General features: G+C 47.9%; 22 protein-coding genes and 5 tRNA genes. 13 read left to right on the top strand and 14 right to left on the bottom strand.

Features of this window, described 5'->3' with window-relative positions; translation table 11 throughout:
* Positions 1-30: 30 nt before the first annotated feature.
* The 3 genes from HFE64_00870 to HFE64_00860 are packed head-to-tail and all read right to left on the bottom strand — an operon-like array spanning position 31 to position 1,725.
* A complete protein-coding gene (locus tag HFE64_00870; protein ID MCI8632023.1) occupies positions 31-270 on the bottom strand; it encodes an acyl carrier protein in 240 nt (79 codons plus the stop codon).
* A gap of 24 nt (positions 271-294) precedes the next feature.
* Positions 295-1,263, bottom strand: coding sequence for a ketoacyl-ACP synthase III (locus HFE64_00865; GenBank protein MCI8632022.1), 969 nt, complete (start codon positions 1,261-1,263; stop codon positions 295-297).
* Positions 1,264-1,725 (bottom strand): winged helix DNA-binding protein, encoded by a 462-nt coding sequence (locus HFE64_00860; protein ID MCI8632021.1) that lies wholly within the window; start codon positions 1,723-1,725, stop codon positions 1,264-1,266.
* A 129-nt stretch (positions 1,726-1,854) separates the two neighbouring features.
* Here HFE64_00860 and HFE64_00855 point away from each other — a divergent pair, with 129 nt between their 5' ends.
* From HFE64_00855 to HFE64_00805, 11 genes are all read left to right on the top strand, one after another.
* Positions 1,855-2,175, top strand: a complete 321-nt coding sequence (locus HFE64_00855; GenBank protein MCI8632020.1) for a rhodanese-like domain-containing protein — start codon at positions 1,855-1,857, stop codon at positions 2,173-2,175.
* 222 nt (positions 2,176-2,397) lie between these two features.
* Entirely contained in the window at positions 2,398-3,987 is a 1,590-nt protein-coding gene (locus tag HFE64_00850; protein ID MCI8632019.1) for a SpoIIE family protein phosphatase, read from the top strand.
* A gap of 63 nt (positions 3,988-4,050) precedes the next feature.
* Entirely contained in the window at positions 4,051-5,274 is a 1,224-nt protein-coding gene (locus HFE64_00845) for a trypsin-like serine protease (protein MCI8632018.1), read from the top strand.
* Between the two features lie 10 nt (positions 5,275-5,284).
* Positions 5,285-5,959, top strand: a complete 675-nt coding sequence (locus HFE64_00840) for a DeoR family transcriptional regulator (protein MCI8632017.1) — start codon at positions 5,285-5,287, stop codon at positions 5,957-5,959.
* Positions 5,956-6,567 (top strand): RdgB/HAM1 family non-canonical purine NTP pyrophosphatase, encoded by a 612-nt coding sequence (rdgB, locus tag HFE64_00835; GenBank protein MCI8632016.1) that lies wholly within the window; start codon positions 5,956-5,958, stop codon positions 6,565-6,567. The genes HFE64_00840 and rdgB overlap by 4 nt, the downstream gene beginning before the upstream one ends.
* A gap of 4 nt (positions 6,568-6,571) precedes the next feature.
* Positions 6,572-7,072 (top strand): metallophosphoesterase, encoded by a 501-nt coding sequence (locus tag HFE64_00830; GenBank protein ID MCI8632015.1) that lies wholly within the window; start codon positions 6,572-6,574, stop codon positions 7,070-7,072.
* Between the two features lie 66 nt (positions 7,073-7,138).
* Positions 7,139-7,213, top strand: a tRNA-Pro gene (locus tag HFE64_00825).
* Positions 7,214-7,258: 45 nt separating this feature from the next.
* A tRNA-Arg gene (locus tag HFE64_00820) sits at positions 7,259-7,332 on the top strand.
* Positions 7,333-7,364: 32 nt separating this feature from the next.
* A tRNA-His gene (locus HFE64_00815) sits at positions 7,365-7,438 on the top strand.
* Positions 7,439-7,453: 15 nt separating this feature from the next.
* A tRNA-Gln gene (locus HFE64_00810) sits at positions 7,454-7,525 on the top strand.
* A gap of 68 nt (positions 7,526-7,593) precedes the next feature.
* Positions 7,594-7,666, top strand: a tRNA-Lys gene (locus HFE64_00805).
* Between the two features lie 157 nt (positions 7,667-7,823).
* Here the strand turns inward: HFE64_00805 and HFE64_00800 are convergent.
* Positions 7,824-8,660, bottom strand: coding sequence for a hypothetical protein (locus HFE64_00800; protein ID MCI8632014.1), 837 nt, complete (start codon positions 8,658-8,660; stop codon positions 7,824-7,826).
* Positions 8,661-9,079: 419 nt separating this feature from the next.
* On the opposite strand from HFE64_00800, the gene HFE64_00795 reads away from it, so the two are divergent.
* Positions 9,080-10,177, top strand: a complete 1,098-nt coding sequence (locus HFE64_00795; protein ID MCI8632013.1) for a winged helix-turn-helix transcriptional regulator — start codon at positions 9,080-9,082, stop codon at positions 10,175-10,177.
* Positions 10,178-10,397: 220 nt separating this feature from the next.
* A complete protein-coding gene (locus HFE64_00790; protein ID MCI8632012.1) occupies positions 10,398-10,661 on the top strand; it encodes a hypothetical protein in 264 nt (87 codons plus the stop codon).
* A gap of 75 nt (positions 10,662-10,736) precedes the next feature.
* Here HFE64_00790 and pepF read toward each other — a convergent pair whose 3' ends face one another.
* From pepF to HFE64_00740, 10 genes are all read right to left on the bottom strand, one after another.
* Positions 10,737-12,545 carry an oligoendopeptidase F gene (gene pepF, locus HFE64_00785; GenBank protein MCI8632011.1) on the bottom strand — a complete coding sequence of 603 codons (1,809 nt, stop codon included), beginning with the start codon at positions 12,543-12,545 and terminating at the stop codon, positions 10,737-10,739.
* 12 nt (positions 12,546-12,557) lie between these two features.
* Entirely contained in the window at positions 12,558-14,363 is a 1,806-nt protein-coding gene (locus HFE64_00780; protein ID MCI8632010.1) for an ABC transporter ATP-binding protein, read from the bottom strand.
* On the bottom strand, positions 14,363-16,099 hold the full coding sequence (locus tag HFE64_00775) for an ABC transporter ATP-binding protein (GenBank protein ID MCI8632009.1): 1,737 nt from the start codon (positions 16,097-16,099) through the stop codon (positions 14,363-14,365). Before HFE64_00775 ends, HFE64_00780 begins: the two co-directional genes overlap by 1 nt.
* Positions 16,074-16,562, bottom strand: a complete 489-nt coding sequence (locus HFE64_00770; GenBank protein MCI8632008.1) for a MarR family transcriptional regulator — start codon at positions 16,560-16,562, stop codon at positions 16,074-16,076. Before HFE64_00770 ends, HFE64_00775 begins: the two co-directional genes overlap by 26 nt.
* A 173-nt stretch (positions 16,563-16,735) precedes the next feature.
* Positions 16,736-17,506, bottom strand: a complete 771-nt coding sequence (locus HFE64_00765; protein MCI8632007.1) for a hypothetical protein — start codon at positions 17,504-17,506, stop codon at positions 16,736-16,738.
* Positions 17,496-17,981, bottom strand: a complete 486-nt coding sequence (locus HFE64_00760) for a sigma-70 family RNA polymerase sigma factor (protein MCI8632006.1) — start codon at positions 17,979-17,981, stop codon at positions 17,496-17,498. Before HFE64_00760 ends, HFE64_00765 begins: the two co-directional genes overlap by 11 nt.
* Positions 17,982-17,992: 11 nt before the next feature.
* On the bottom strand, positions 17,993-18,286 hold the full coding sequence (locus HFE64_00755) for a hypothetical protein (GenBank protein MCI8632005.1): 294 nt from the start codon (positions 18,284-18,286) through the stop codon (positions 17,993-17,995).
* Positions 18,287-18,381: 95 nt separating this feature from the next.
* Complete coding sequence (locus tag HFE64_00750; GenBank protein MCI8632004.1) at positions 18,382-19,437, bottom strand: hypothetical protein; 1,056 nt, start codon at positions 19,435-19,437, stop codon at positions 18,382-18,384.
* A gap of 7 nt (positions 19,438-19,444) precedes the next feature.
* On the bottom strand, positions 19,445-19,894 hold the full coding sequence (locus HFE64_00745) for a RidA family protein (GenBank protein ID MCI8632003.1): 450 nt from the start codon (positions 19,892-19,894) through the stop codon (positions 19,445-19,447).
* Between the two features lie 60 nt (positions 19,895-19,954).
* Complete coding sequence (locus tag HFE64_00740) at positions 19,955-21,073, bottom strand: alanine racemase (protein MCI8632002.1); 1,119 nt, start codon at positions 21,071-21,073, stop codon at positions 19,955-19,957.

The raw sequence follows: 21,073 nt of genomic DNA, 5'->3' as shown, positions 1-21,073 counted from the left end.
ATAACTGCAGGCGAACTCTTACTTAAAAGGTTAGGCTTCTTCGCCCGTTAATTCTGCGATCTTCTCTACCATGTCGCCAATCGTCTTGGGCACGCTTTCTGAGTCGATATCCAGCTCAATATCGAACTCCTCTTCACAGCTCATGGTCAGATCAACGACCGCCAGGCTATCGATGTCCAGCTCATCAAACGTGGTTTCCATCGTCACCGTATTCTCGGTAATGTCCTGCTCCACTAAGATTTTGTTGATTCTTTCTAAAATGCTCATGATGTTTCCTCCAAAACTGAATTTGTTTTATTTATGACACCGCAGCACGCAGGCTCCGGTGGTAAAACCGGCTCCAAACCCCGCCAGGGCTATATACCGGCTATTAGCAAGTTTTCCGCTTCGGTTTAATTCATCCAATACAATGGGGATGCAGGCCGAAGATACATTTCCTGTCTCTGCAATCACACTGGGCACTTTTTCCGGCGGCATTTTCAGGCGCCGCGCAGCCGCTTCCATGATGCGCTGATTGGCCTGATGCAGCACCATAAAATCCAGATCCTCCGGCGTAATGCCGGCTTCCTCCGTGACCGCCGTGATATCCCGGCAAATGGAGCTCACCGCAAACTTAAATACCTCCTGGCCATCCATGGCCAGTACGGAGGCCGCGCCCTGCGGCTGTGTATACGGGCAGCTGCCCTTTTCATGCGGAATCACCAGCGACTGATCATTGCCGTCTGCCGTGAGGCGAATCGAAAGCAGGTCATCGCCCTCGCCCAGCACCACCGCTCCGCAGCCATCTCCAAAAAGCACGCAGGTACTGCGCTCGCTCCAGTCTACAAAACGGCTCATTGCCTCTGCTGCGATCACAAGTACCTTTTTGACGCGGCCCCTGGCAAAGTATCCAGCTGCCACATCCAGCGCATAGACAAATCCAGAACAGGCTGCATTGATATCAAAGGCCGGACAGGTAGCGCCCAGATATTTCTGTACTACGCAGGCAAAGGCCGGCGAAACAAAATCTCCCTGCAGCGTGCTGCAAATAATCAGGTCCAGCTCCTCCGCCTTTGTGCCGCTGCTCTCCAGCGCCTGCTGTGCAGCCGGCAGCGCAATATCGATCAGCTTCTCCTCCTTAAGCAGATGCCGCCGCCGAATTCCGGTGCGCGTCCGGATCCATTCATCGCTGGTGTCTAAAAAGGTACTGAGTTCATCATTCGTCACTGCCTGCTTCGGCAGCCGGCTCCCTGTTCCTAACAGCGTAAAGCTTGTAAAGCCCATCTAAACCTCCGTTTTTCCGGCGAAAAAATCCCGCAGCTTCTGTATGCCCCTAAGCATAGCATATTGTTCTTCTTTTGTCAGCCCCAAAGCAATATATTTCACCATGCTCATATGAAAATCTGTATGCCGCTGGTAAACAGCCCTGCCTTTACTTGTCAGGCTCACATAGATCACACGGCCATCCTTCTCGCTTCGCTTTTTCTGCAGCAGTTCTTTTTTTACCAGTTTATTCACGCCCACCGTGACCGATGCCAACGTAATATTTAACCGCTCTGCAATCGCTGAGATCGTCTTGCGTTCCTTTCCTCTGCCGACTGCCTCAATCAAATGAATCTCTGCCATCGAGAGCCGCGCAGCGGCTGCGCTTCCTTTGCAGATCATTTTCCGCTCCATCTTTTCAATTGTCTGATAGGTGGATACCAACAATTGATTCAACTCTTTAACAAATCGTTCGCTTCCCATGGTACCCTCCCTCCAATTACTTTGAAAGACTAACTAAGTATAGCGTGCTCTTCTTTGCCTGTCAACCCATTTTTTTCTGACCGTTTATTCCCTGGCGGCATATGCTAAAGGGAGAAAGGAGTGATTGCCATGCCATACTATCAGACTATCAGCTGTCAGCAGGCCTGGCAGCTGATTCACAGCCGCTATGGATGCCGCATTTTAGACGTACGGGATCCCGCTGAATTTGCCGAAGGCCATATTCGCGGCGCTGTCAACATCCCTCTTCATAGCGTTCCTCACCGGGCGTCTGCGCTTTTTCCCGGCCGCCGTCAGCCTCTTCTGGTTTACTGCGGCAGCGGTGCTCGCAGCCTCCCGGCCGCACAGGTTCTTTCTGTCATGGGCTATACCCGCATCTATAATCTTCGGGACGGTCTACAGCACTGGCCCTATGAACTCTGGCAGGGCTAAGAGGACAAAACAAGAGACGCTGCTTTCCCTTTGAAATGCAGCGTCTTGTCATTTTGTCTCTGATTTGTAAATTCTTTATAACTTATCGCGAAATTTAGAAAAACTCGTTGAACTTAAGAAGGCTTTAGTATATAATATGTAGAAAATAGGCTTATATTGTATGTTTTCGGCACCTCTTGGAGCCGAAACAGCTAAACGAGATAAAGAAAAGGTGGTGCACAAATGGCTGAAGAATTAAAAATTGCGGCGTATGCCCTTTCTTCAACGGGAAAAGAATTAAACCTCGACAACATGTATGTAAACGGACGGTATGTAAATGTCGGTTCTGATACGCAATCCGTCTTTAATAAAATCTCTCACGCAGATTTTCAAATTTACGGCGTGTGCGATTCCGAAATCGGCACAGACGATTCGCGTGAACGCGGCGCTGCGAACAGCAATGCCGTCATGCAAATGTTTCAGCACCTGCAGACAACCCTGACCGATGTAGGCAAAATTGAAAAGGAGCGCATCTGGGATGCTTTGGTAGAGACCAATCGTGCATTTAAGCGCCAGAAAAATGATGCGCTGCTCGATGAGATGGGCTCTTCTTTTGCCGGACTCTTCCTGCATGGCAACCGCGGATTGGCCGTTCATTTAGGCGACAGCCGCATCTACGTTGTCCGCGGCGGACGCATGCTGCAAATCACGGATGACCATTTAGAATCCAGCGATATGTATCGTCTGGGCGTCATTTCCCAGTCTCAGGCTGAGGTTCACAAAGGTTCTTCCCATCTGACCGCTTATTTGGGAATGGATGATATCTATGATGCTAAGGAGGAAGCCTTCTCCAAATATTTCGTTTTCTATCCCGGCGATACTTTCCTTATCTGCACAGACGGCGTGTCCGATGCCATTTCCAACGAAGAGATGGAGCGCATGATTCGCCTTTTAAAGGATGCTTCCATAGACACGCTTGCTACCATGATCATGAAAGCGGCGACCGACCACAGCGAAGACGATATGACCCTTATGGTGCTTCGTGTGGAGGAGGCTCCCGGAGAGGCTCCCAAACGCGGCACCTCTACCATTCCGAGAAAAGAAAACTTTGAGAAGAAGACCCGGCCAAGCGGAGAGGACACATCTCGTCAGAGTCTCCTCTCTAAGATTCCCAAGGGCGTGCGCAAGACAGAACCGGAGGATGAGAATATCGATTTTGACGCTTCCCCTGACTCTAGGCCTACGCCGGCTCGTCTTTCCCCTCGTCCCCGTACGCTTTCTCCTTTGCAGGAGGATCCCATTTACGATGATGAAGACGATCAGGAAAGCATTTTAGACCGCCTTCTGAGCAACCGTAAGCAGCTGGCTCTTTTGATTGGCGGCGCCGTCGTCGTGATTCTTCTCTTGATTATCATTATTTCCGCTTTCAGCAAGGAGGACACGCCGCAGAATTCTTCTTCGGCTCCTAATTTGGAAAGCAGCACCCTGATTGACTCTAATATTTCGAATAACAGCGATGCTTCTTCTCCTGATAATTCCTCCAATTCCAACAATTCACAGGATTCACAGAGCCAGCAAAATTCAGGCGATTCTTCCTCTCCTGACAGCAGCTCTCCTAATTCCTCTGAGCCTAATTCCTCTGCTGTTACCACGGTACAGGATTATACGGTAGAAGATGGCGATTATTTCTCCAGTATCGTTTTATATTTCTATGACAGCGCTGATGTATCATTGATGGAAGCTTTTGCTGCATATAATGATATGACGCTTGATACCCCTCTTTATCCCGGTATGGTACTCAAGGTACCTCCGGTTGAAGAGCTAAACCAATAACAGACCCACAAAAGGAGGGCCGGCATACGCCCTCCTTTTCTATTGAATGAAATGGAGGAACTCATGAACGATTCCGAAAAAAAAGCGCCCCCTAAACGAAGAGGCCGTATTTTTTTATTCGCTCTCTGCTCGGCTGTTCTCCTTGGCCTCCTTCTCGGCAGCGGCATTTTCGTGCTGACCCGCCATCAGGCCAAGGCGGCCTCGCAGTTTTCACTCGCTGATCAGGGGTACAGCGGAAATTCCTTTCAAAAACTACTTTCTTTAGTTCAGGATAACAACGCCATTTCCGAAACCTGTGAACGCGTCCAGCGCAGCGTTGTCACCCTTGTGGTTGAAGGGTTTTATGAGGGCTCCTATGGCCAGGGCCTGGGCTCCGGCGTTATTTTCAAAGAAGAAAACGACCATTTATTTGTCATCACCAATGCGCATGTAGTGGCCAATGCGGAATCCATCTATCTCTATACCTTTACCGGCGATATGGTAGAGCTGCAGCTGGTCGGCGCCGATACGGAGTCCGATCTTGCCGTTGTTTCCATCGACAGATCCAAGCTTTCTGAAGAAGTGAGCAGCCAGCTGACCATCGCAGAGCTCGGCGACAGCGATCAGCTGCGCTCCGGCCAGCTTGCAATTGCCATTGGCAGCCCTCATCAGATTACTTATCAAAACTCTGTAACCGTCGGCGTAATCAGCTACCCTAAGCGCGAGATCAAGCTATCCGAGACGCCCAGCACCTATATCCAGACTGACGCTGCCATTAACCCCGGCAACTCAGGCGGTCCTCTTTTTAATGAGCAGGGCCAGGTCATCGGCATCAATTCCAATAAAATCGCTTTAGAGGATGTGGAAGGAATTGGCTTTGCCATCCCGATCAATCATGCGCAGGAGGTTGTCAATGCCCTGTTAAAAGAAGGCTTTGTACAGTATCTGACGCTTGGCGGCATCGATGAGTCCTCTTTTCTTTCTGAATCCTTAGCCGGATTATATCATGTCCCGGCCGGCCTCGTTGTACATCACATTCGTTCGGGCAGCTCGGCTGAGAAGCAGGGCCTCCGCTCCGGCGATATCATTACAGAAATCAACGGCCAGTCCCTCACCTCCATGGAGGATGTCAATGAAATCCTTCTCTCCTGTGAGGTCGGCGACACGGTTCTCGTGACGGTCATTCAAGGCCGCAATGCTTCTGCCCCTCTCTCTATCCGCCTCGTCCTCGAGCCCTTGGATGACGATACAGATCCATCCGGCGGATTCTGGGGCGACAGCAATTCGCAGCCTCCCACCTTCCGTTAAGGTTTAGGCCATGAAACTAACGGTTTGGATTTTCGAGCCCCATCCCCCGACCGCTCTCCAGATGAAAAAAGCCTGGCAGACGGTAGGCGGTGCCGAGGTTCTGCTGTTTTCAGCGCTTCCTGCGCCTGACTTCACTCCATTCCCCGATCTTTTCATGGCCGAACTTCAATCCCATCGTGACGAGGTGACGCAGCTCCTTCTTGCGCTGCGCCAGTCAGCCAGTACCGATTTTCTCCCCGTCACTGCCGATACCTCCGCCGCTACCTTTACATGCGCGCAGCAGCTCGGCGCCATCGATTACATCCTAAAGCCCTTTACTCTGCGCAGGCTTCATCGGAGCCTGCGGCGTTATCTGGCCCTCAAGCAGGGCCTCTCTGCCAGCTCAATTCTGACACAGGCAGAGCTGGATCAGTTCTTTTTTTCCGGCGAGCGCCGGAAGCTGCTCATGCCTGCCTCCCTTTCGGATGCTGAACAGATCGGCTTTCAGCGTATGCTTATGGCATTGCTGCGCCAGCGGCAGCTCACCGTCTCGGAGGCTGCTTCACTGCTGGCTGTTTCGCATGTGACGGCGCGTAAGTATCTGGAACTTGTGGCGGCCGCAGGGTATGCCGCCAAGCGGCCTGTATACGGCGCGGCCGGACGGCCTTATTATCTTTATCAATTAACTACATCGGAGGAACTATGAAAACAATTATTTTGGCAACCCAAAATGCGGGCAAAGCCCGTGAATTCAAGGAACTGACAGGCGGTGTCTGCGAGGTCCTGACCATGGCGGAAGCCGGTGTCTGTCTGGATATTGACGAAACGGGAACGACCTTTGCTGAGAATGCGCGGATCAAGGCGCGGACTGTCTGGCAGGCGCGCGCAGCGGCCGGATTTCACGACACAGTTATCTCGGATGATTCGGGAATTGAGATTGATTTTCTGGATAAAAAGCCCGGCATTTATTCGTCTCGCTGGCTTGGCGAGGACACGCCGTATACGGAAAAAAATCAAATAGTACTGGATCTGCTTGCCGCTGCTCCCGAGGAAAAACGCACGGCCCGCTATGTCTGCGCTATGTCTGCGGTTTTGCCCGATGGAAGCGAGCTCTCTGTTCTGGAGACGGTCGAGGGCCGCATCGCATATGAAGCTAAAGGGGAAAACGGGTTTGGATACGATCCTATTTTCCTGATCCCCCAGACGGGCCTTACCTTTGCTGAAATGTCAGCGGAGGCCAAGCATGCCATCTCGCACCGCGGCAAGGCGCTGCGCTCGCTTCTGCAGCTTTTAAATGCTGCCGGCATTGTGTGAGTCTATGCGCTACTTGATTCTCAGCGATACGCACGGGCATACGCGCGATGCCTGCTTGTTAGTGGAACAATGGCATACGCTTATCGATGGCGTATGGCACTTGGGGGATCATGCCCGTGATCTTCATTTTTTGAAACGGCAGTATGATCATGCTTTTCAGCTAGCCTTCAGCGGTGTGGCCGGCAACTGTGACCCTCTTAGCGCCGCGCCTAATGAACGCATTTTTGACTGTGAGGGCTGCCGCGTACTGATGTGTCACGGACATCTGCATCATGTTAAAAGTGGGCTTTCTTATCTGCGCCAAAAGGCGCAGGATGCCTCGGCAAATATCGTTCTTTTCGGTCATACACACATTCCTTTTTACCTTAACGAAAACGGAGTTCTGTATCTGAATCCCGGATCGCTGACAGCGCCGCGGGGCGGCAGCCATGCAGGATATGCACTTCTGGAGATATCTTCCGGAAAGGCGACTGCCACATTGATGGATTATTCTAATTTTAGCTAAAAAATGGTTGACATTGCTGTTTTGATTTAGTATAATGATCTCCGATGCATTAGTTGGGAGCCGTCTCGGGGTGTAGCTCAGTTTGGCTAGAGCGCCTGATTTGGGTTCAGGAGGCCGCAGGTTCGAGTCCTGTTACCCCGATCTAGCCTGTTCATTCGCCTCGCGTTTCTCACAAGCGCATTTTATGTGCCTGTAGCTCAGTTGGATAGAGCAGCGGCCTTCTAAGCCGCGTGTCCGGGGTTCGAATCCCTGCAGGCACGTTGTCCCTTTAATGCAAAGAGACTATCTCATGGTGGGTATGGTTCAGTTGGTTAGAGCGCCAGATTGTGGCTCTGGAGGTCCTGGGTTCGAGTCCCAGTACCCACCCTGTCCGGGTTTTATTGGGTAGTCGCCAAGCGGTAAGGCACAGGATTTTGATTCCTGCATCCGAAGGTTCGAGTCCTTCCTACCCAGGTCTACCAAAATAAAATTTGGTACATGCTTGACATTCCCTATCTGGACTGATATAATGTTAAGTCGTTGGGGCATTAGCTCAACTGGTAGAGCACCAGACTCTTAATCTGGGTGTTCGGGGTTCGAAACCCCGATGCCTCACTTTTCATTGAAACCGCTTATGTAGGCGGTTTTTTTATTTTGCATGTATTTTATTTTATACTATAAACACTTTTTTCAAAACAAGAAGGTACCTTCTTCTAAGATACCTTCTTGTTATATATTACTTGATCAAATTTGAATTTTTTGACACGTTTTACTATCTCACGCCTAACAGGCTTGCCCAGGTTATGCTTCCTGCAATACCATCTACTCCAATTCCCTTGGCTCCTTGATAAGCCCGTATAGATCGCTCGGTCCCGTTTCCTAATATCCCATCCGCACCAAAGCCTCCGCAATCATAGCCATTGCCAATCAGCAGGATCTGAAGCGCTCTTACCTCGCTGCCTTGATTTCCCTTTCGCAGCACCTTGATCTCCACTCTTGCCACCTCCTGTTCTTCCTTTCCGCCATTTGCTTCCCTGATTTCCTTAGGAAAATCGCGGTAGCATTCATTCATATCCACTGCTGTTTCAATGCCATCTATACGTCCATTCGCAGTGTACTGCCACATATCCACATTTTTAACCGTAAAGTCTGGAGTATTGCTATAATCCGCTACCCATTTAGTAAAACGATTCACGCCTATTAGATAGTTTTCCCACCAATTAGCATCTGCATAAATGCCGCACCAATATCCGGCTGCTTCAATCCTGTCTCCAAATACGCGCGCGCATGCAGCTGCACTTTGTTCAATACCGGGCTGCTCCAGATCATAATATACCGGATACAACAGATCATATCCTCTGACTAATCTTAAGACATGTTCTGCCTCAGACGCAGCGCGTTCTGCTGTATCGGCGTAGCTATACAAATATACGCCAAATGGAATTTTCAATCGGGTACATGCATCGGCATTTCTCTTAAACTGTGCATCATCCTGATTTGCTTGATCCATTCCATATCCGCATCGTAAAATGGCGCCATCAATTTGCGGCCGCACGGCCTCCCAATTGATGACTCCCTGAAACTGACTTACATCAATTACCTTTTTCATTGTCCCTCCTATTTCGCTGAGCAATCATCTCTTTCTGATAACCTGTTCCCTATTTATTATGTATGCTTTTACGTCTCTGTTTGACAATACTCTTTATCCCTATATGCCCCGCAGGGTTAAGCAACTCTTTATGCTCTTTTTTACTGCTTCACAACCTAAAATTTGTTTTTATTTGTAGCGAGTTTTTTTGTTTTAACTTAACGATTTGAATATTTTTATAAAAATATACTGCTAGTTAACTATACATGCTACAGTATTTTTGCATAAAATGAACTGTATATTGGAATATTATTCTCTCTTTGCTCTGGCTTTCGACTTTCTTTTCAATTGATCCACTTATATTGACTCGCTATTTATTTTGTGATATAAATTAAATAGGAAACTTATATTTAGAAGTAGTATATAATAAGGAGAATGTTATGGATGTAAAGTTTAAAAAGGCTCCCGGCTTACTATATGATGCCATTTCCATGCTGACTATGAAATTAAATCCTAAAGATAAATGGGTTAGCACTGTTGTCAATTCAACCCATGAAAATGGCGATTTAACTTATTATAATTACTGGATGGATCAATTTGATGAGCCAGATCAGCGCTTGTTACTGTTTGTTTATCGTAAGGATACGCGTGCCCTCACTTTCCTTTCTATATTCTTTAAAGACTTGCTCAGAAAATATGATTTTGAATTAGAACTAGATACATTTTTACAAGAATTAAATGACGCAGATACCTTATTTGAAAAAATATTCCATTTTTATCTTCATGAAGAGGCCTCCGCTTCCATTCGTCCTGCAGAGGTTGCCGAAAAGATTTATGACCGAAATGATTTGTCTGATGATATCCGGTTTTTCCTTCTTAACTTTTCTGTTAATAAAAAACCTTATATAGACTGTCTTAAGGAATTAATTACCAACTATTATGACCAACTATGTGAAAGCTATGCAATTCGTGCTAATGAACTGCTTCTATTACATGAAAATCTTTACATACCCGATTTGCAGAAAATCATGTCTTTATATTTAAATTCTTCTGAATCTGATGTTGATACTGAACAACAATGGAATTCTTTAGAAACCATTAGTATTTCTTTTTGCCTTTTTATGAAAAATGGTATCTGGATTACTTTATTAGATGATGTCCATGGCTGGTGCATTTTAGGACAAAATTATACTGAAAGTCTTCTTATTGATATAAACTTTAAAATCAGTCCCGAGGCTATCGGCAATGCTATTGGCGACCGGCATCGGGAACGGATTGTAGGCATTATCTTGGAACATGGCGAGCAATCCAGTGGTGACATCGCTAGAAAATTGGGGCTCGCTTTAAATACCGTAACTTATCATCTTGATATCATGAAAAAGGCAAATCTGCTTTGTTCACGAAATCAAGGTAAAAGTACGTTTTACTGGATCAACAGCAAAACCTGTGAACAGGCATCCAGAATGTTCAAAATTTGGGCGAGGGGAGGTGTGATTCATGAAGATGTGGAGGAAGCCGACCATGCTAATTGTATCTGAGCAGCAGATTCATTCTGTTATTTCCGTTGCTGCCAGATCTTGCCGTCACATATTACGCTAATTTCTGTACAGAAGAGCCATCCGATCAAATCGGATGGCTCTTTTCTTTAAAAATCGATCTTATTCGAAAATTTTTACAAATATGAGGTAGACCTCATGGTGCATACCTCTTGCTTTTGTTAAAATTCCTATGAAAACTAACGAAAGCGAGGAGATAGCCATGAAAAGACTCTATCTAAAAGTTTTGAAGCATTACTTACACAAGCAGTTCAAGGACACTAGAAAAAGACTTGGATTAACCCAAGCGAAGATGGCTGAAAAGCTTGAAATCGACACAAGATCCTACAGCGACATTGATAACGGCAAAAGTCTGTGCAGTACATTGACCTTTATTTTGTTTTTGCTCTACTATTGCCCTGATCCCATGAAGCTCCTGGAAGAGATTCGTAAGATCCTTGAAGATGCTAAAAATTCAGCCGCATAAGTAAAGTTCTAAAAAACAAGGACATTTCAAAGTATCTGCTTTGAGATGTCCTTGTTTTTGTTTGTATGCGTTCACTTATTTCAGCTGCTCATACACCTTTTCTGCCTCTATCACGATCTGCTCAAACTTCTGCAGTGCCTTTTCAATCGGCGCCGGCGTTGTTAAATCTACCCCTGCGTGCTTCAGGCTATCCAGCGGATACTGACTGCCGCCCATAGAAAGAAACTCCAGATACGGCTTCACGGCAGCCTGACCCTCTTTCAAAATGCCTTCCGAGAGCGCTACGGCAGATGAATATCCAGTTGCATACTTATACACATAAAAGCTTCTATAGAAATGAGGAATACGGGCCCACTCATACTTAACGCCTTCATCCATCACCAGCTCCGGCCCAAAGTACTGCTGCACCAGATCCTTATACAGCTCCGACAGATATTCAGCGCTCAGCGCCTCTCCCTTTTCCACCTGCTCATGCGCAATCTTCTCAAACTCAGCAAACATCGTCTGCCGGTATACCGTTCCCTTAAAGTTCTCCAGGTACTGATTCAGCAGATACAGCCTCATCTCCGGCTTGATATCCTGCGAGAGCAGCTGCTCGATCATCAGGTTTTCATTCACAGTAGAAGCCACCTCTGCCACAAATAGCGTATAGTGTGCATACTGCGACGGCTGCGTATGATTGGAAAGATACGTATGCAGTGAATGTCCCATCTCATGCGCAATCGTGGACACACTGTCAATGGTACCAGTAAAATTCGTCAGCACATAAGGAGCGCTGTCATAGGTCCCAGAAGAAAAAGCGCCGCCGCTCTTGCCCGTATTAGGCATCACGTCTATCCAGTGCTCGTCAAAGCCCTTCTGCACAATCCTGCCGTATTCCTCGCCAAGAGGCGCCACTGCCTTTTTCACCATTTCCTTAGCCTGCTCAAAGGTGTAGCTGATATCCACATCCCCCATCAACGGCGCATACACGTCATAATAATGCAGCTCATCCAAGCCTAAGATTTTTTTACGCAGCGCTACATACCGATACATAGCCGGGAGATAGCGGTGTACCGTTTCTACCAGACTGTCATATACAGAAGCCGGCACATTTTCTCCCGCCATCGACATTGCCCTTGCGCTTTCATAATGGCGCGTCTGGGCCTTAAATACATCCGCCTTCACGCTGGACGCATATGTGGCCGTAAAGGTGTTAATATGCTGTTTAAAGCCCTTATAATAGCTCTCAAAGGCCTTTTTACGAAGCTCCCTGTCAGATGAGGACTGCAGCAAAATATAATTTGAGCCCGTCACCTCTACCGTTTGGCCGCTCTGCATCTGCACTGGATCAAACACCATATCCGCATCCTGCAGCATGCTCGAAATCTCACGCGGCGCACCTGCCACCTCGCCCATGGCCGCCAAGATCTTCTCCTCCGCTTCCGTCAGCGTATGCGCCTTGCGCCGCCACAGATCCTCCAGCATAAACCGATATTCCTTTAATACCGGCGCCTCTATAAAGCTCTTAAACTGCTCCTCTGACATTGACAAAATTTCAGGCTCCGCAAAGGACAGCAGCGAGCCAACCTTCACCAGCTTGCTTCTTGCCTTTGACATCATCACCTGAGCAGCCTGCGCCCGTGTGTCCTCTGAGCGTCGCAGCGAGGCATAGCAGCTCAGGTTGGAGAGCTTGCGCTCCAAAACCTCCTGGTCATCCAGAAAAGCCCGCAGGCTTTCTGGAGACGCCGTCAATTTTCCCGCATAGGCGGGCAGTCTTTCAATCAAATCGTCTACGTTCTTTAACTCCGCTTCCCATGCCTCATCACTGGCGTACATGGGCGTTAAGTCCCATTTGTACTCCTCTGCGATCTGGCTGCGGTCTAAAATTTTTGTTTCTGCCATTGTGATTCTCCTTTAATCTAATTCTTTAAGACCTGTATATAGCTCATAATAGCGGCCTTTCAGCGCTAATAGCTCATCGTGACTGCCGCGCTCGATGATCTCGCCATGCTCCAGCACCATGATGGCGTCTGCATTGCGTACAGTGGAGAGACGGTGCGCGATAACGAAGGTAGTGCGGTTTTTCATCAGACGGTCCATACCATGCTCAATATGGCGCTCTGTTCTTGTATCAACAGAGCTGGTGGCTTCATCCAAAACCAGAATGGGCGCCTTGCTGATGGCGGCACGCGCAATGTTGATCAGCTGGCGCTGGCCCTGCGAAAGATTGGCGCCGTCGCCTTCCAGGATCGTGTCGTATCCCTGATCCAGCCGCATAATAAAGGAATGTGCACTGGCCGTTTTGGCTGCCTCAATGACCTCTTCGTCGGTTGCATCCATCCGGCCAAAACGGATGTTTTCCATTACGCTTCCGGTAAACAGGTGCGTATCCTGCAGCACCATTGCGATATTCTTTCTCAGCTCATCGCCTTGGATTTTCTGGATATTGACACCGTCAATTGAAATACTGCCTTCCTGAATATCATAAAAACGATTGAGCAGGTTGGTAATCGTTGTCTTGCCGGCGCCAGTAGAACCAACGAAAGCAATCTTTTGACCCGGCTCTGCCGTTAGATTGATATCCTTCAGGATTGTCTTATCCGGATTATAGCCAAATGTCACGTGATCCAGCACCACATGCCCCTCCATCTGCGGCATCGCCACCGCATCGGCAGCGTCAAGCTGCTCCGGCTCCTCGTCCATCATGACAAATACACGCTCTGCGCCTGCCAAAGCGGAAAAGATATTGGTGACCTGGCTAGAAAGCTCACTGATCGGAAAACTGAACTGGCGCGAATAATTGACAAATACCGTCAGACCGCCAATGTCAAAGCGGCCCAGCGCACATAAAATACCGCCGATGCACGCCGTCACTGCATAGCTGATCTGGCTCATGTTGCCCATGATCGGGCCCATAATACCGCCGAAGAACTGCGCTCTGATCTGCTTATTGCGCAGGTCCTGATTGAGCTTTCCGAATTCTTCCTTACATTTTTCCTCATGATTGAAGACCTTGACTACCTTCTGTCCTGTGACAGATTCTTCAATATATCCGTTTAAAGCGCCCAGCGCTGCCTGCTGCTGCGAATAATACTTGCGACTATGCTTGGCAATCGTACCGCCGGCCTTAGCAAACACCGGAATAAAGAAAATCGTAATCAGCGTCAGCCAGATATTGGTGTAAATCATCATGACCAACGTGCCAATCAGCTGAATCGTACCGGAAAAGATACTCACCAGTGTGCTGTCCAGCATCTGTCCTATATTATCCACATCATTCGTAAACCGGCTCATCATATCACCGGTGCTGTGCGTATCATAATAGCGCACAGGCAGCTTCTGCACCTTTGTAAACAGATCATTTCGGATAGCTTCGATGGAATGCTGCGATACATAGATCATAAGCCTCGACTGACCGTAAGCAGACACAATATTTACAAGATACACCAGAGCCAGCACGCCCAGCCCCATGGCCAGCCCCTTGAGCAGATTTTCTCCGCCCCCGGGAATGATATAATTGTTGATAATCGGTCTCAGCAGATAGGATGATGCTAATGTTGCCAATGTTCTCAGGACAACAAAAATCAACGCAATCGTTACTTTTACTTTATATTTGCCCACATACGCAAAAAGCCGCTGAATCGTTGCTTTTGCGTTTTTAGGCTTACTGGGCTCGCCCATACGGCGCCCCCGTCCTCCCGGACCTCCCATTGGCGGCATTATACAGTCACCTCCTTTTTATCCATCTGAGAATAATAAATCTCCTGATATTCTTCATTATGCTGCAGCAGCTGCTCATGCGTACCGATACCGGTGATCTTGCCCTCGTTGACCACTATGATTTCATCGGCATCCTGCACCGACGTGATGCGCTGCGCGATAATGATTTTGGTAGAATCCTTAAGCTCATGATTAAAAGCCTCTCTGATGCGGGCCTCTGTCGCCGTATCCACGGCGCTGGTGCTGTCATCTAAGATCAGGATCTTCGGCTTTTTCAAAAGCGCTCTGGCAATACAAAGGCGCTGCTTCTGCCCTCCGGATACATTTACGCCGCCCTGTCCAAGCTCCATCTGGTATCCATCCGTAAAGCTCTGTACAAAGCTATGTGCCTGCGCGCTCTCTGCTGCCGCATAAATCTCTTCATCCGTTGCGTTTTCATCACCCCAAAGAAGGTTTTCTTTAATGCTGCCGGAAAACAGTACATTTTTCTGCAGCACCATGCCCACGCCGTCACGCAGGTTCTCCAGCTTATAATCGCGCACATCGATGCCGTCCACTAAAATCTGTCCTTCATCTGCATCATATAAACGCGGAATCATGGACACCAGCGTTGTTTTGCCGCATCCGGTAGAGCCAATAATGCCTACAGTCTGTCCCGGCTCAATTGTCAAATTGACCTCATCCAGCACCTTTTCCTGGCTGTTTTTATAATACCGGAAATTCACATTTTTAAATTCAATCCGTCCTTCCGTCACCTTGCGCTCCGGATATCTGGCATTCTCATCATTCAGATCAATCCTTTCATCCAGCACCTCTTTAAGACGTTTGGAGGAAGCCATTGCGCGGGATGCATTCATAAAGATCATCGAAAGCATCATCAGCGAGGACAGGATCTGTGTAATATAGGTCACAAATGCCGTTAAATCGCCGATCTGCATACCGCCGACCATTACCTGCCTGCCGCCAAACCAAACAACGGCCAGCGAGGTAAAGTTCATAAAAAAGTTCATCAGTGGCATTGTCAGAATGACCACATTCATCGCGCTCAGTCCCGCTTTTTTCAGATCGCGGTTTGCTTCCTGAAACTTTTGATTCTGCTGCTCCTCGCGCACAAAGGACTTAACTACACGTACATTGGTCAGATTTTCCTGAATACTCGTATTCAGGCCATCTATCTTGGTCTGCATAATACCAAACCGCGGAAATCCTTTTTTGAGCACAAAAATCATCGTGATGGCCATCACCGGCATAATTACAGCCAAAATCAGAGCCAGTCTGGCATTGATATTGATGGCCATGATCAATGCGCCAATCAGCATGCCCGGCGACCGAAGGCACATTCTAAGCAGCATATTGATAAAATTTTGCATCTGCGTTACATCATTGGTCAGCCGTGTGACCAGAGAAGCCGTAGAAAATTTATCGATATTGCTAAATGAAAATTTCTGCACTTTCGAAAATACATCATGGCGCACATCAGCGCCAAAATTGATAGAGGCCTTTGCGCCAAAATAGGAGCCTCCAATGCCGCCCAGCATCATCAGGACCGCCGTCACCAGCATGACCAGCCCCATCGTAATGATATAGCCTACATTTTGATGCTGCACACCGTTATTGATGATCTGTGCCATAAATTTAGGCATGAACACCTCACCGACAACCTCTATGATCATAAGCAGCGGACCGACCACAAAATACACCCAATACGGCTTAACGTATTTCATCCATCTTTTCATTTTTTAACACCTCTTTTCCTAACACATCGGAAAGATTTGCCTGCACTCTGTTAAGATACTCCTCAAACAGCGCCATCTCCTCCTCCGAAAATCCATCAAACATTTTTGCATCGATATATTCAAATACCTGTTTGCTTTCCTTGGCAATCTGCCGGCCCTTCTCCGTAATCTCTACTTTGTTAAACCGCATATCATCTTCTGATGGTTTTTTTTCAATGATCCCGTCCCTTGCCAGCTTTTTCACCGTCACAGCAATGGCGGCCGGCGTAATATTAAGCCTTACTGCCAAATCTCGCTGTGACATTCCCTTACCTAAATAGGATAATGCCATAACCAGTCGATGCTGACTTTTATGCAGATTAGTTGCGGACAAATACCGGTCGATGACCCGCTTATGGTCATGCATGATCCGCATGATCTTTCCCATCATCGTATGCTGCCGCTCCTGCACCTCTGTTTTCACTTTTTTTACCTCCTTTTATCAACTAGTTAATAGTATACTTTTTAATAGTTAACTTGTCAAGTAATTTTAAAAGAAAACTTACTTGAGCTGTTTACATAAAAAATAGACAGCGCTGCATCCTTTTTTATAAAAGGGATCGTGTGCTGTCTATGGAGTTTACTCTGTCCTTATTTTTATTTCCTGCCATATCTGTGCCCATGGCCGCATTCTCCCTGTCCACAGGCCTGTGAAGAATTCTCCTGATCTATCGTCTCTTCCTCTATTGTATCAGACTCTGCTGATAATGCATCGATCCAGTCGCGAATCTGTCTCATCGTCATATTCTGCACGGCTGCTGGTGTGATAGAAGGATCCAGGCGCTGCAGCTCTAAAAGAGCCTTATACTTTCCACAGGAGAGTCCTGTCTTATGCGCCTCCTCTGCCTCACTAGAGGACATCGAATAGCAATACATATTGCCATGATGTGCCGCGCATGACTCAACGTCTGAAAAAATAGCTGCTGATTGTGCTTCCTCTTTGGCTGTAACCGTAATAGCCATAATCTCATCATCCGATAACAAGAGAGCAATTCCCTCACTAGCTAATATCTGATCCAAGGCTTCATAATAATTCATATGCTTAACATGCAGACCCTCTGCTAATGCTGCCCCGTCTTTATTATAACTGCTGACCGCAATCACCCTATCAAATCGATTGATTTTCAGTTCGATAGATGGATTGATATCTATACTGATCTCCGCCGTTGGCGTATAATACACCCAGCCGCAGCCGGCAGCAATCAACAAAAAACACATACATACTGCCGTGCATAAACGATAAAAATGCCTTTCTTTTTTAACCCTTGCATATCCATGTGTTTTTTTCATCAAGAAAGCTTTTGTACTCTCCTTCAATGCTTCCTCTGCCTGAATCTGCTCAAAGCTTTGCTTTATTCTATCCCTCATATACATCACCTCCCAGCCTTTCCCGTAGCATTTGTCTGGAACGAGTCAGGAGCGTATAAATTGTATTGACATTTTTATTCAAAATGCGGCTGATCTGCGGCGCTGTGTACCCTTCAAAATAATGCAGGTATACTACATTTCTATACTTTTCCGGAAGAGCCAGCACTGCTTCTAAAACCTCTTTGTGATCCGGATTCATTTCAGCCGGCTGATCCAGTATTTCTTCTAAAGAAACCGTATGGCTGCGAAAAAAATTTTTAAGAAAATCCTTGCAGGCATTGATGGTGACCCGAATGAACCAGGCTTTTTCATGCTCCTCACTTTCAAATGAAACACAGCTAAGGACATACTTCAAAAATACTGTTTGAAATATGTCCTCTGTGTCTGCGTAATTTTTTAAGTGTATCATGCAAAGCCGCCGAATTGTATCTGCATACCGTTCGATTGCCCGATTGACCTCTTGTTCGCTCCGCATTTCAAAATCCCTTATGACCGATTACATCTGCCTCTGTGCCCATGGCCATCCTCACAATTTCTGCCATGACCGCGGCCGCCCTGATTTTGACCGGGCCAGCCCTGATGATGTCCATCATAATAATCGCACACCCCATCACTGTCCTCATCGATATAGCCGCAACCATTTTCAAAATTGTCACAAACCCCATTTTGATCTACATCCACAAAGCTCGGGGTGATTTCCTTTTCTGCCGGCACAACAGCGGCTGCCCCGGATGATAACGCCATCACTACTGTTAAAATTCCGATGATTGCTTTTTGCATACGCAGTCCTCCTTGTTTTCAAACAGTCATTTCTGACCTCATTCATCTATAATACGATTCTCCAGCATAAATCCATTCACTTTTAAAAAATTTTTTTATGGCTTCACCATTCCGTTAAACGGATGAAACTCCGTATTATAAGCAGGATATATACGTCCATTCTGTAAAATCCCTGCGCCAAACATGCGGCCTCCTACCAGCGTCGCCACCACAGGCCTCCCTTGCTTCTCCTCTTCTATATGCAGACAAAGCACATACTCACGGTTCTTTTCAAAAATGGCTGTACATGCCGGCGGATATACCACGACGCTGCTTCCGTCCCTGAGAATACGATCTCCATATTGCCATTTTGGACAATAAATCAGCTGTGAAAAGCCTTCCTTCCCTTTCCAGACCTGCAGCGGTTTAAATACATCCATGCCATATAAATCATATTCTGGCTCTTCATGCACTGTGCCCATCCACTCAGCGACGATCACCAGCTCAGAAGCCTCCATAAGCTCCTGAGCCGTCTTTCCTTCATCATAAAGCCCCTCTACCGCGGTCGGCATATCTATGATATGCATTCCCTCTGCATCATAGCCATCCAGCTCATAACGCTGCGGCCTTCCCGCTGCCGCGGCCGCTTCCTTAAAAGCCCGCTCGCTGATATCCTCATTCCAAAACGCATCCCGTGCCTGCTCAAAATGAAAGCGCCTGTCTCCCACCTGCACGTCAAATCTTCGATCCTGATATTCATAGAGACCGCTGGCATATCCTTTTGTGCTTTCATCCAGATTCTGCTCTGCCAGCGTCGATAGGGGACGCCTGCCGGAAAACCAATAAAATGGATATTGCCGCAGTTCCCCGTCTATTTCAAACCAAATACGGTACGCACTTTCAAAAACAGGCTGCTCCTCGTCCTTAACCTGTTTCAGCTCGCTGCCGCTAAGCGCTGCTAATAAACCCTCTTTATAGCCAGCAGATAAAGGCACTCTGTTTTCCTCTCCTAAATACGAAATATAAATCTCCTCAATCTGACCTTCCTCTAGCCCTGTCAGATGCCAAAAATCACATGCCTTCGTATAAAACAAAAGAAAAAAGAGTGCCGTTATGACTGCTATGAAAAGAATGACGCCGCTTAGTATCCAGCCAAATGTCTTTCTTTTCATATGAATTTTATTTTAACTCGAAAATCATTTCGATCTCAATCGGCAGATTATCCGGCAGGCATACCATGCCCACTGCAGAACGGGACGGAACCTCGCCAAATACCTCCATCAAAAGCTCACTGGCGCCGTTAGCCACCGCCGGCTGCTGATAAAAATCAGGATCGCTTGCAACGAAGGCCAGCATCTTTACACAACTCTTTATCTGATCCAAGCCCACATTCGCATCCACCACCGACAGCACATTCAGCATCGCATTGCGCGCCCATTTCTTGCCCTCTTCGACCGTGATTTCCTTTCCCAGCTTGCCGCAGCCAATCTCATCACCGATGTTACAGCCGCAGCCGGAAACATAAATCAGCTTTTCGCCAAATTCCTTAACCGGCGTATACAATCCGCCCTTCGGAGGCGCGGGAGGCAGTGTAATTCCTTTTTCCTTTAATACGTCATAAATGCTCATTTTCATCTCTCCTTATCAAAAATTTATTGCAAGCAGCCCTTGGGCCGCCAAGCGCCGCATTTAAACCAGCATGCCGCGCGCAGCCACTTTCTCCTTGCGCAGCGTCTTGCCGTCATAAATATAGACCTGATTTTGCATATTGATTGCCGTACAGACATGCACCGGCATCAGCTCCAGCACCTGACCCACCTGCAGCTGCACATCCCCCTTTGTGCTCGTCAGGATGCCATGCTCCTCATTCATTCGTCTAAGCTGCAGATCCTCCCGTCCCTGCACCATGGCATAGGACGGATAAAAATAGGGCGGCTGATCAAGCAAAATATCCATCGGAAACGTTTTGGTGCCTCCGTCGATCACCGCATATTCCTTCGCCGGCACGCTCACGACCGTGGCATACAGCCGCACCGCCACCTGCTCCGGCAGCGCTGCCTTCTCCTGAATCAGCATATAATCATTAAAAATATAAGTCCCCGGACGCACCTCATCCACACATCCGCTCTTCGCCACATAAAGCCCTGTCGGCGTAGAGCCTCCGCTGATCTCCAGATTCTCAAACCCAAGCGCCGCCAGCTGCGCCGCTATATCCCGCAGCAGCTCGCCCTCCTCTTGGCCGGCCGCTTCATTATCCTCCGTAGGCTTCTCACCCAAAATCAAGCTCTTAAACGTATAGATACCCGTCAGATTCAGATGCGGCATCTGCTTCAAAGCCAGCGCCAGCTCCTGCACATGCTCTCTGGTCACGCCGGTCCGCTTCGCGCCCGTATCCACCTCCATGCGCACTTCCACCTTAATGCCCGCTTCCTGCGCCGCATCATGCAGCGCCTGCGCCTGCGCAGTACTGTCCACCGCGAGGATCAGTCTGCGGACTCTCTTAGCCAGCGCCATGGCACGAGCCAATTTCCTTTTGCCCACCAGTGGGTAAGCAAGGAAAATATCCTCTATGCCGCCGTCTGCCATGATCTCGGCTTCTGATACCTTGCAGCTGCAGATTCCCTCAGCGCCAGCTGCCAGCTGCAGCTGGGCGAAATAGGGCATTTTATGCGTTTTAATATGGGGACGCAGCTTGCAGCCGCAAGCACTGACCTGCTGCTGCATCCGCTTTATATTTTCTTTTGCAATGCGCTCGTCGATGACGATGCAAGGCGTTTCTAATGTTTCAATCAAATCCTGCGGTAGCAT

The organism is Lachnospiraceae bacterium, from assembly GCA_022794035.1.
Classification (GTDB): domain Bacteria; phylum Bacillota; class Clostridia; order Lachnospirales; family Bianqueaceae; genus CALWPV01.
Note: the sequence above shows the minus strand (reverse complement) of the source record. Positions and strands in the feature narration are given on the sequence as shown.

Bases quoted from the DNA above. Each gene is read 5' to 3' on its own strand.
- HFE64_00865 (MCI8632022.1), bottom strand. From the start codon at position 1,263: ATGGGCTTTACAAGCTTTACGCTGTTAGGAACAGGGAGCCGGCTGCCG.
- HFE64_00860 (MCI8632021.1), bottom strand. From the start codon at position 1,725: ATGGGAAGCGAACGATTTGTTAAAGAGTTGAATCAATTGTTGGTATCC.
- HFE64_00855 (MCI8632020.1), top strand. From the start codon at position 1,855: ATGCCATACTATCAGACTATCAGCTGTCAGCAGGCCTGGCAGCTGATT.
- HFE64_00850 (MCI8632019.1), top strand. From the start codon at position 2,398: ATGGCTGAAGAATTAAAAATTGCGGCGTATGCCCTTTCTTCAACGGGA.
- HFE64_00845 (MCI8632018.1), top strand. From the start codon at position 4,051: ATGAACGATTCCGAAAAAAAAGCGCCCCCTAAACGAAGAGGCCGTATT.
- HFE64_00840 (MCI8632017.1), top strand. From the start codon at position 5,285: ATGAAACTAACGGTTTGGATTTTCGAGCCCCATCCCCCGACCGCTCTC.
- rdgB (MCI8632016.1), top strand. From the start codon at position 5,956: ATGAAAACAATTATTTTGGCAACCCAAAATGCGGGCAAAGCCCGTGAA.
- HFE64_00830 (MCI8632015.1), top strand. From the start codon at position 6,572: ATGCGCTACTTGATTCTCAGCGATACGCACGGGCATACGCGCGATGCC.
- HFE64_00800 (MCI8632014.1), bottom strand. From the start codon at position 8,660: ATGAAAAAGGTAATTGATGTAAGTCAGTTTCAGGGAGTCATCAATTGG.
- HFE64_00795 (MCI8632013.1), top strand. From the start codon at position 9,080: ATGGATGTAAAGTTTAAAAAGGCTCCCGGCTTACTATATGATGCCATT.
- HFE64_00790 (MCI8632012.1), top strand. From the start codon at position 10,398: ATGAAAAGACTCTATCTAAAAGTTTTGAAGCATTACTTACACAAGCAG.
- pepF (MCI8632011.1), bottom strand. From the start codon at position 12,545: ATGGCAGAAACAAAAATTTTAGACCGCAGCCAGATCGCAGAGGAGTAC.
- HFE64_00780 (MCI8632010.1), bottom strand. From the start codon at position 14,363: ATGCCGCCAATGGGAGGTCCGGGAGGACGGGGGCGCCGTATGGGCGAG.
- HFE64_00775 (MCI8632009.1), bottom strand. From the start codon at position 16,099: ATGAAAAGATGGATGAAATACGTTAAGCCGTATTGGGTGTATTTTGTG.
- HFE64_00765 (MCI8632007.1), bottom strand. From the start codon at position 17,506: ATGAGGGATAGAATAAAGCAAAGCTTTGAGCAGATTCAGGCAGAGGAA.
- HFE64_00760 (MCI8632006.1), bottom strand. From the start codon at position 17,981: ATGCGGAGCGAACAAGAGGTCAATCGGGCAATCGAACGGTATGCAGAT.
- HFE64_00755 (MCI8632005.1), bottom strand. From the start codon at position 18,286: ATGCAAAAAGCAATCATCGGAATTTTAACAGTAGTGATGGCGTTATCA.
- HFE64_00750 (MCI8632004.1), bottom strand. From the start codon at position 19,437: ATGAAAAGAAAGACATTTGGCTGGATACTAAGCGGCGTCATTCTTTTC.
- HFE64_00745 (MCI8632003.1), bottom strand. From the start codon at position 19,894: ATGAGCATTTATGACGTATTAAAGGAAAAAGGAATTACACTGCCTCCC.
- HFE64_00740 (MCI8632002.1), bottom strand. From the start codon at position 21,073: ATGCTACCGCAGGATTTGATTGAAACATTAGAAACGCCTTGCATCGTC.